This is a genomic window from Streptomyces sp. NPDC046876 (assembly GCF_040645035.1).
In the GTDB taxonomy this organism is placed as follows: Bacteria; Actinomycetota; Actinomycetes; order Streptomycetales; family Streptomycetaceae; genus Streptomyces.
The window spans coordinates 1-7,075 of the sequence record NZ_JBEYXK010000180.1 but is presented as its reverse complement, the minus strand read 5'-3'; the positions used below and the strand labels follow the sequence as shown (position 1 = coordinate 7,075).

At 69.6% G+C, this 7,075-nt stretch carries 9 protein-coding genes and 3 pseudogenes; 5 read left to right on the top strand and 7 right to left on the bottom strand.

Features of this window, described 5'->3' with window-relative positions; genetic code table 11:
• Positions 1-429: 429 nt before the first annotated feature.
• Entirely contained in the window at positions 430-906 is a 477-nt protein-coding gene (locus ABZ924_RS37705) for a hypothetical protein (protein WP_361920114.1), read from the bottom strand.
• Between the two features lie 101 nt (positions 907-1,007).
• Here ABZ924_RS37705 and ABZ924_RS37700 point away from each other — a divergent pair.
• A pseudogene (locus ABZ924_RS37700) lies at positions 1,008-1,175 on the top strand (IS110 family transposase); the annotation flags it as partial.
• A gap of 249 nt (positions 1,176-1,424) precedes the next feature.
• Here the strand turns inward: ABZ924_RS37700 and ABZ924_RS37695 are convergent.
• Positions 1,425-1,874, bottom strand: coding sequence for an SRPBCC family protein (locus ABZ924_RS37695; protein WP_361920112.1), 450 nt, complete (start codon positions 1,872-1,874; stop codon positions 1,425-1,427).
• 324 nt (positions 1,875-2,198) lie between these two features.
• Here ABZ924_RS37695 and ABZ924_RS37690 point away from each other — a divergent pair, with 324 nt between their 5' ends.
• Together ABZ924_RS37690 and ABZ924_RS37685 are read left to right on the top strand one after the other, a co-directional pair.
• Positions 2,199-2,342, top strand: coding sequence for a hypothetical protein (locus ABZ924_RS37690; protein ID WP_361920111.1), 144 nt, complete (start codon positions 2,199-2,201; stop codon positions 2,340-2,342).
• A gap of 85 nt (positions 2,343-2,427) precedes the next feature.
• On the top strand, positions 2,428-2,634 hold the full coding sequence (locus ABZ924_RS37685; protein WP_361920109.1) for a hypothetical protein: 207 nt from the start codon (positions 2,428-2,430) through the stop codon (positions 2,632-2,634).
• Positions 2,635-2,757: 123 nt separating this feature from the next.
• Here ABZ924_RS37685 and ABZ924_RS37680 read toward each other — a convergent pair whose 3' ends face one another.
• The 3 genes from ABZ924_RS37680 to ABZ924_RS37670 all read right to left on the bottom strand — a co-directional run bounded on the left by ABZ924_RS37680 (position 2,758) and on the right by ABZ924_RS37670 (position 4,060).
• Entirely contained in the window at positions 2,758-3,069 is a 312-nt protein-coding gene (locus ABZ924_RS37680; protein ID WP_361920108.1) for a hypothetical protein, read from the bottom strand.
• A gap of 120 nt (positions 3,070-3,189) precedes the next feature.
• The gene (locus ABZ924_RS37675; protein ID WP_361920106.1) at positions 3,190-3,513 is read right to left on the bottom strand and encodes a hypothetical protein; all 324 of its coding nucleotides are present in this window, start codon (positions 3,511-3,513) and stop codon (positions 3,190-3,192) included.
• An 82-nt stretch (positions 3,514-3,595) separates the two neighbouring features.
• Positions 3,596-4,060, bottom strand: a complete 465-nt coding sequence (locus ABZ924_RS37670; protein ID WP_361920116.1) for a DUF2199 domain-containing protein — start codon at positions 4,058-4,060, stop codon at positions 3,596-3,598.
• A 288-nt stretch (positions 4,061-4,348) separates the two neighbouring features.
• On the opposite strand from ABZ924_RS37670, the pseudogene ABZ924_RS37665 reads away from it, so the two are divergent.
• A pseudogene (locus ABZ924_RS37665) lies at positions 4,349-4,541 on the top strand (XdhC/CoxI family protein); the annotation flags it as partial.
• A 17-nt stretch (positions 4,542-4,558) separates the two neighbouring features.
• On the opposite strand, the gene ABZ924_RS37660 reads toward ABZ924_RS37665, so the two are convergent.
• On the bottom strand, positions 4,559-4,999 hold the full coding sequence (locus ABZ924_RS37660; protein WP_361920104.1) for an SRPBCC family protein: 441 nt from the start codon (positions 4,997-4,999) through the stop codon (positions 4,559-4,561).
• A gap of 145 nt (positions 5,000-5,144) precedes the next feature.
• Between ABZ924_RS37660 and ABZ924_RS37655 the strand changes: the two are divergent.
• Positions 5,145-5,519 (top strand): annotated as a pseudogene (locus ABZ924_RS37655) (helicase associated domain-containing protein); the annotation flags it as partial.
• A 178-nt stretch (positions 5,520-5,697) separates the two neighbouring features.
• Here ABZ924_RS37655 and ABZ924_RS37650 read toward each other — a convergent pair.
• Complete coding sequence (locus ABZ924_RS37650; protein ID WP_361920102.1) at positions 5,698-6,576, bottom strand: pentapeptide repeat-containing protein; 879 nt, start codon at positions 6,574-6,576, stop codon at positions 5,698-5,700.
• Positions 6,577-7,075 lie beyond the last annotated feature (499 nt).

Below are 7,075 nucleotides of genomic sequence, written 5' to 3'. Positions count from 1 at the left end.
CCGACCCCTCCCCCCTAACCAGGCCCCCCCCCCCCCCCCCACCCTCGCCCCCCGGGGGGGGCGCGGCCCCACCCCCCCCCCCCCACACGGCAGCGGGAGCGGCCTACAGCCCTGGACGACGCGCTGCTGATCGAGTGGCGCGGCCACAGGGCCCGCCGTGTGAACCCCCGGCACGGCCGGGTAATGACCGCGCACGGCGAGTCCGGAGCCTACTTTGCCGGCCGTGCAGGGGCGGACGGGGGACCGGCGCGATGGGTGGACAGGGCCGCCGCCCCGGTGACCTCCGGCGGCCGCATGAGCTGCTTGCTTGATGCGGCGAGGGAGAAGGCCTGGCCGCCCCCGGCGGCAACCGCCCGAACATTCGTCTTTCACGGGACGGTCACCGTGGCCTCGATACGGCTCTGGTGCGCACGTGAGCCTGGCTCGCCGCTACTCCAGCATGCGTTCCGCGTCATCTGGCACCCAGGGAAAGGGGACGTCGGGCCACCGTGTGGCGGCCCATGCGTCGAGGTCGACAGCGAGAACGGCGTCCATGAAGGCCTGTGGCGGTCGGTAGCCGTGGGCGGCGATGTAGTGCGTGGTCAGGAACGGAGCGGCGTAAGCGATCCCGGGCTCGCCCGGAATCCGTACCTCCCCGTTCCCTTCCGGAGCCTCATCCGCAGGACACAGGTCGCACTCGTGCACACCGAGGCAGACGTTCATCCACTGGACCTCCTGAACAGCCTTCAGCTTCTCCACGAACGCCATGGGGACCGTGCCTGTCGAGTACGGCTTGCCGGCTTCCAGCCACCCGATGTTCAGGCGGGTGTACGCCGGGCGGTACGAGAGCGCGTAGAAGCCCGACTCCCTGTCCGTGAACGCATCCTCGTCCTGGTAGTCGTACTCGCTGAGATCTTCGTAGAACACCCGCACATCATCGCCGCACCATCTCGCCTACGCCCAAGCGATTCCGCGGGCCCATCGGACACGACCCAGCGGTGCAACGGTGTTTGCTACCACCCGCGCAGATCCGCAAGGCAGGCCGGCGCCGCCTGGCCACCCTGTTACGGCCGGAGGCCCCGCGGATGGCCGAGCGGTTGGTCGAGGACATCTTCACCGCGCCAGACGTTGGCACGGAAGCGGCCGCGTTGATCGTCCCGAGCCTGGCCGGATCCCTGGCTGCTGTCCTTGACCAGCCGCTCGTGCCGTCCACGGACTACCACACCGACAACAGGCGAAGTCCGGACCAACAGGGCCCGCAGCCGCTGCGCCGCCCGGACCGCCCGGACAGCCCGCAGACGGAATCGCGCCCCGTATACCGAAAATGTCCCGGGCACGGCTGCGAGCGCAGACTCGTGCTCCGCGACGGTTTCACGGACGTCAGCCGTCGCGGGCCTGGGCCGCCACCATGCCGCGGCCCAGGCCCAACATGAGGGGTGTGGGGGTCAGACCTGGCCGCGCCACTGGCCGGTCGGGGCGCCGCGGTCCTCGATGAAGTGCTTGAACCGCTTCAGGTCGCCCTTGACCTGCCGGTCGACGAACCCGAACTTGTCCGCGATGTTCTCCGCCATCCCCTCGGGGTCGAAGTCCATCATGAAGGTCACCTCGGTATGGGCGGGGTCGATCGGGCGGAACGTCACCAGCCCGGACTGCTCCGTCTCTCCCCCGACCGTCACCCAGGCGATCTTCGTGTCCGGGATCTGCTCGGTGATCTCCGCGTCGAACTCCCGCTGGACACCCGCGATCTTCGTCACCCAGTGGGTGAGGGTGTCACTCCGCTGCTCGATCCGCTCGACACCGTCCATGAACTGCGGGAACGACTCGAACTGCGTCCACTGGTCGTATGCGGTACGGACGGGGACGTCGACCTCGATGGACTCCTTGACCTGCGACATGCCGATTCCTCCTGGGGTCAGTTACATCAGGGGCCGAAAGCCGGCTTCTCGGGTGACCGGCCCTTGGCCCGGGGACTCTTCACAAGTGCCCTCCCCCACCGCGGCTGCCCCGGGACCCGCGGACGCACTCCCCGAACGAGCTGACTTTCACCACCGGCCGGCCCACCACGCGCGCTTCACCGGCAACAGGTCACCGCCTGTCGGCCGCCCCTGCCCCGTTGCGGGTCACGCGGCGGCAGATCGTGCCGCAGCGGCACCTGGCACCGCCGGACCCCGCCACACGCCGCCCCGCATCAGGCGGAGACCGGTGGGCACAAGCACGCCATGATGTTCTCCTTCCTCACCCTGCTCCCCCTCGGCCTCGCGGTGATCCTGACGGCCACCGATGACCCCGGCCGCCAGGGCCGGCACCGCGGCGCCCGCCCGCCGCGCCCCCGGACCCGCAGCAAGCCGCACCGTGCCCACTGATCAAACGACGCGGTTCACGTCGCGGGGTGACTTCCAGGACGTCGCGGCTGCCCCACGACGCAGCGAACCGCATCCCCTCGAAAGGGTGGCCGAGGCCAGCCGGGGCGAGGTGCTCGCCGACCTGCCGGGAAACCTCCGGGCGCAGCGGTACGGTCCGACCGACCGCCCGCAGCCGACCGTCCTGGTCGTGGCGGCCGAGGACAAGGAGTTGCGGGGGGCCAGGGTGCCGGTGGCCGCGCCGATGACCGGCTCGCTTGCGTCCCTGCGGAGGATCTTGGTCCACCCGCGATAGAGGGGCAAGTAGCGGCCGTTCAAGGGCTTGGCAACGACGCCCCCGGATACATCGGGCCAGGACGGAAGCCACTCCCGCGCCTTGGACAGTTCCGTCGTCATCGGGATGAGCGTCCAGGTGGCGTCAGGGCGGGGTCGGTGAGCAGCTACTCCAGCCGTCCAGCTCCAAGACGTCGCACGCGACCAAGCAGGCCGGCCACCTCGCGGCCAGGGCATGGGCACCGTGGGCGCGAGCGGCGGCCCGGCGCTGCAACGCCTCGAACGACAACCGGCCCGCCTCCGCGTCCCAGACGACCAGCTCGCCGTCCAGGACCAGGCCGTGCGGCAGCTGCTCGGCGGCGGCCGCCGCCAGGTCCGGCCACCGGTCCTGGACCAGTGACCCGCGGCGGGTCTGCACCAGCACCTTGCCGGGCCGGGCGGGAGGCCGCCGCGTCATCCATCCGAGGGCCCCGCGGGGCTGCCAAAGGCAGCCTTACAGGCTTCTGCGGCACGCGGCATGCGCCGCTGCTCCCTGGCTCTACTCCTCACCGCCCTACCCGCGGCCTGAGCTTGCCACTTAACCTTCGGTGTCCGGCGGAGCAGGTTCGGCCCCGGCGGCAAGGGTGACCTGAGCAGTCCATGACCAGGGCTCCTGAGGCGGATCCCAGCACACCTCGACGTCGGTGTCGTGGAAGTCGCGTGCGAGTTCCGTGACCATCCGGGCCGCCGCGGCCCGCGCGTCTTGCGGGTCGGTGTTGATCGGCACGTCCAGACGCCCGCAAAGCATGCCGCCCTCCATGGTGAGGACGCTGTGGCGCCAGCCCTCTGGCGTCGCCAACAGCACGATCCCCTTCGGGACGCCCCAGTCGGGCCGCTTCATCTTCTCCCTCTTGCGCCTCACCACGCGGCTATCCAACAGGCGCGGGCCACGGGCCAGATTTGCAAACGGGGTCGGCGGCGGAGCGAGGCCGCCACAGCAGCCGTCACTGCTGCTCGCCGTCGCCGGAGTGGAGCACCGCGGCCGCGATCTCCCGCACGCGGTCCAGGGTGATCCCCGTGCGCTGTTCGACGGCGAGGGGATGGTCGGTGGGCTCGAGCTCGACGAAGGGGCGCTCACCGACCGGGCGGGTGTGCACGTGCGTCTTCAGGTTGAGGGTCGTGGTCGGGTAGACCGGCAGGTCGGTGGTGAGCCAGCCGAAGTACGGCTTCTCGGCCTCACGGCCGGGGGTGTCCCACAAATCCGCAGCCCGGGAGAAGTTCTCGCGGCTGAGCGAGACCCAGACGCCCCAGGAGAACACCTCGTCGCTGCCGATGACCGGTATCTCGATCAGGCCCTTGACGAAGTAGTGCTGCCCGCGGACCACGCACTGGTCCGAGGAGAGCAGGCAGTCATCGGCGTCGGCGAAGGCCGGATCCCACACCGCCGGTGCCTCGGCCGTGTAGTTCATCGGCAGCTCAAGGTGGTGGGCCCCGCAGCATGTACAGGTGAAACCAATATCGCTGGTCATGGTGCCGAAGCCTAGTGACGAGCTCCAGGACCACCTCGGGCGGTTCCCCTCCCACCCCTACCCGCGAGCCCTACCGCCCGCCTGCGGCTAAGGAACGTCCCCGTCCCCACGCCACACAAACCGGCCAACACCCCCGGAGCCCCCTCCGGCCGACTCCTAGCCGGGAAGGTCGACCGGCCCGAACGCGCCGTACTCCGACATCACCCGCATCGTCCACAACCTCCTGCGGAACTGGCCCGCCCGCGCTTCCCAATCGGCCTCGGCCTCGGCGCCCGTACGCCCGAGGAGACCGCCCTGTCCATCGACACGGAGATCGTCGCCCACCGCCGGGGCGGCAGCGCGGTGTCCCTGACCGGTCGCGCACACCCCGATCCACCACGCCACGGCGACCCGGCAGGCGCGGCGCATCGGCTCGGTCGCCTTCAGAGCCGTCGTCGTTCAGGCCTTGCTGAGCAGCTGGGTCGCCGCGCGGCCGAACACGAGGCGGGCCGTCCGGTTCAGGACGCCGTCGAAGAGGCGGGGCAGGAAGCGGATGCGCAGTTCCTCCCGCCACACCACCCGGCTGCGGCCCCCCGGCCCTGGCCGGACCTCGATCTCCGCCCAGCCCAGGACGACGCGGCCGCGCTTCTCCAGCCGGCACAGGCCAGGTCCGTCGCCCACCGGCGGGCGCCAGACCGTCACCTCCATGACGTCGTCGACGGTCACCGGTCCGATGCCCGACTGGGCCACGAAACGCGTTCCCTCGTGGGTCGGCGGCGCGGTGAGCACCACGATTCTGGTCAGCGGGACCACGTCGGCGTGGCGGGGCCATTCCGTCAGCCTGCGCCACGCCTCCGCGGGGGCGAGCGAGGGCGTGCGTTCAAGGGAAAAGGTGGGCACGGCACGATCGTAGGGAATCGGTGCCGTCCACTGCGTAGCGACGGGAAGCGAAGCGGTCCCGGACAGTCCCGCCCGGTCTCACTCTTGCCCGGGGTGCTGCAGCCCGAGGGAGCCGGCGCGGCGGCCGCCGCCCTGGAAATCGAACGACGAGGTGGTGCCCGTCGGGCAGTGCATGGCCAACCTCCGTAGGAAGGGCGCGAAGAACGGACTCGGGAAGAACGAGAACACCGCCACGACCCGGGCTGCGCAGCTCGCCGCGATCGACCAGGACTGGCACTGCCCCTGGCCACTCGACTGGCAACGCCACTACCGCGTCCCGACCGACCTGGTCGACGCCGACGGCCACCTGCCCGACATCGCCCCCGGCGTGCCCATGGACGGCGACGACACCGACAAGTGGTTCCGGCAGCAGAAGCAGCCGGCCACCTGGGCCCGGCCCCTACCCCAGCAGCAGGCACGGCTGACCGCGCTGGGCGTACAGGCCAACCAGACGCCCTCTCCCGCCCCCGCAGCCAGCCGCGGGGCAAAATCAGTGCACCTGGGCACACCTGGAAACTCGGCCAACCTGAGAAAACACCAGGCCACCACCCCGATGCCGGAGGTCGCCGGCCGTACGGGCGGTGTCCCGTTCGATTATGGCGATCTTGTCTCGGCCCCAGTTCAGGACAGTGTTCAGCCGGCGGTGCTCTTCGGGAAATTCAGCGATCTCGGACGCTGGCCTCATGTAGCGGTGTGGGTGAGTGCCACAAGAGCCCTTTCACCCCGGGGATCTTGACCCCTTCGAGCACAGTTCCCGTGAGCTTGGCACCAGTCAGATCTGCATCGTCCAGGTCCGTGTCGGCCAGGTATGCGTAGGAGAGGTCCACGTTGCGCAGGTTGGCATCAGTCAGCTTCGCGAAGCGGAGATCGGCTTCCCGCAGGCTGGCGCACCCGCCCTCTGAGGGCGGAGGATCACACCAGCTCACTGTTGTCAGGTCGGCAATGTGCAGGTCGGCACCCCGCAGGTTGGCACCCCGCAAGACCGTTTCGTGCAGGTTGGCGCACGTGAGGGAGCACAGCGTGGCGTGCGCCAGGTTCGCTTGTTCCAAGGAGGCGTCTTCAAGGTCGGCGTACGAGAGGTCCACGCCGCGGAGATCCGCCCCAGTGAGCACCGCACCCTGGAGCCTGACGACTCGGCCCGGCAGCCAATCGCGCAGGTCTGTGTTGCTCAGGTTCACCACCGTCCCTAGGTCATGCTCTGGCTGACGCCGCGCCAGGACGTCCAGGGCCGCATACACATCAGCCGATGGTGCCGTCTTCCGTGGCAGCGGGGCGTGCTGGCGCACGTAGGTGGAGAGCAGGGAGACCACGGTGGGCTGATGCGCGGCAGAATTCTTCATGATGCGCTCCAGGGCATAGATCCCGTTCACGCGCACATCCACCGCCTTTGAGGCCAGATTGCCCACCGCATCGTTGAAGCGGGTGGTGATCTGCTGGTCCTCGGCAATCTGCAGCTGCCTGCCGGCCTGGGCGACCTGCAGCCAAATGAAGAGCAACGCGGCGATGGTCGCCAGACCCGGCAGGCTCAGCAGGAGCAACGACAGCCGCGAGGCCGGCGGTGCAGGAGTGGCGGGTCGGCCTGCACGCCGACGACGGTCCGCCAGGCGGCGCCTTGCAGCACGCCGCCGCACATTCCAGTGAATCCATCTAATGAACGCAGACCTGGCCATATCGCCATTGCTGCACGTCAAGGCTCAGGAAGGAACGCGCCACACCGCGGGCGTCCCCGCTCCGTGGGGACGCCCTCCTTCTCAGACCTACCTGTCGCCAGAAGCCCAGCAGCATGCCATCCGGCTCAAGCCGACCAACACAGCCTTCACACTCCACGCTCTGCCCCCTATTTCGGCTGGCTGTGCCAGCTCCACCCCACAGTCCGGGGCCGCCGGACGGGCGGCAAGCCTAATGAGTGTGGGTCAGTTAGCGCCACGTCCCGACACGCTGCCCTAAGAGGCCATCTCATTTGGGTGGTTGGGTAGGCTGTCGGTCGTGGTGGGGATTGTTGAGCGGCTGGTGCCGGACGAGTAGTGGGAGTTGTTC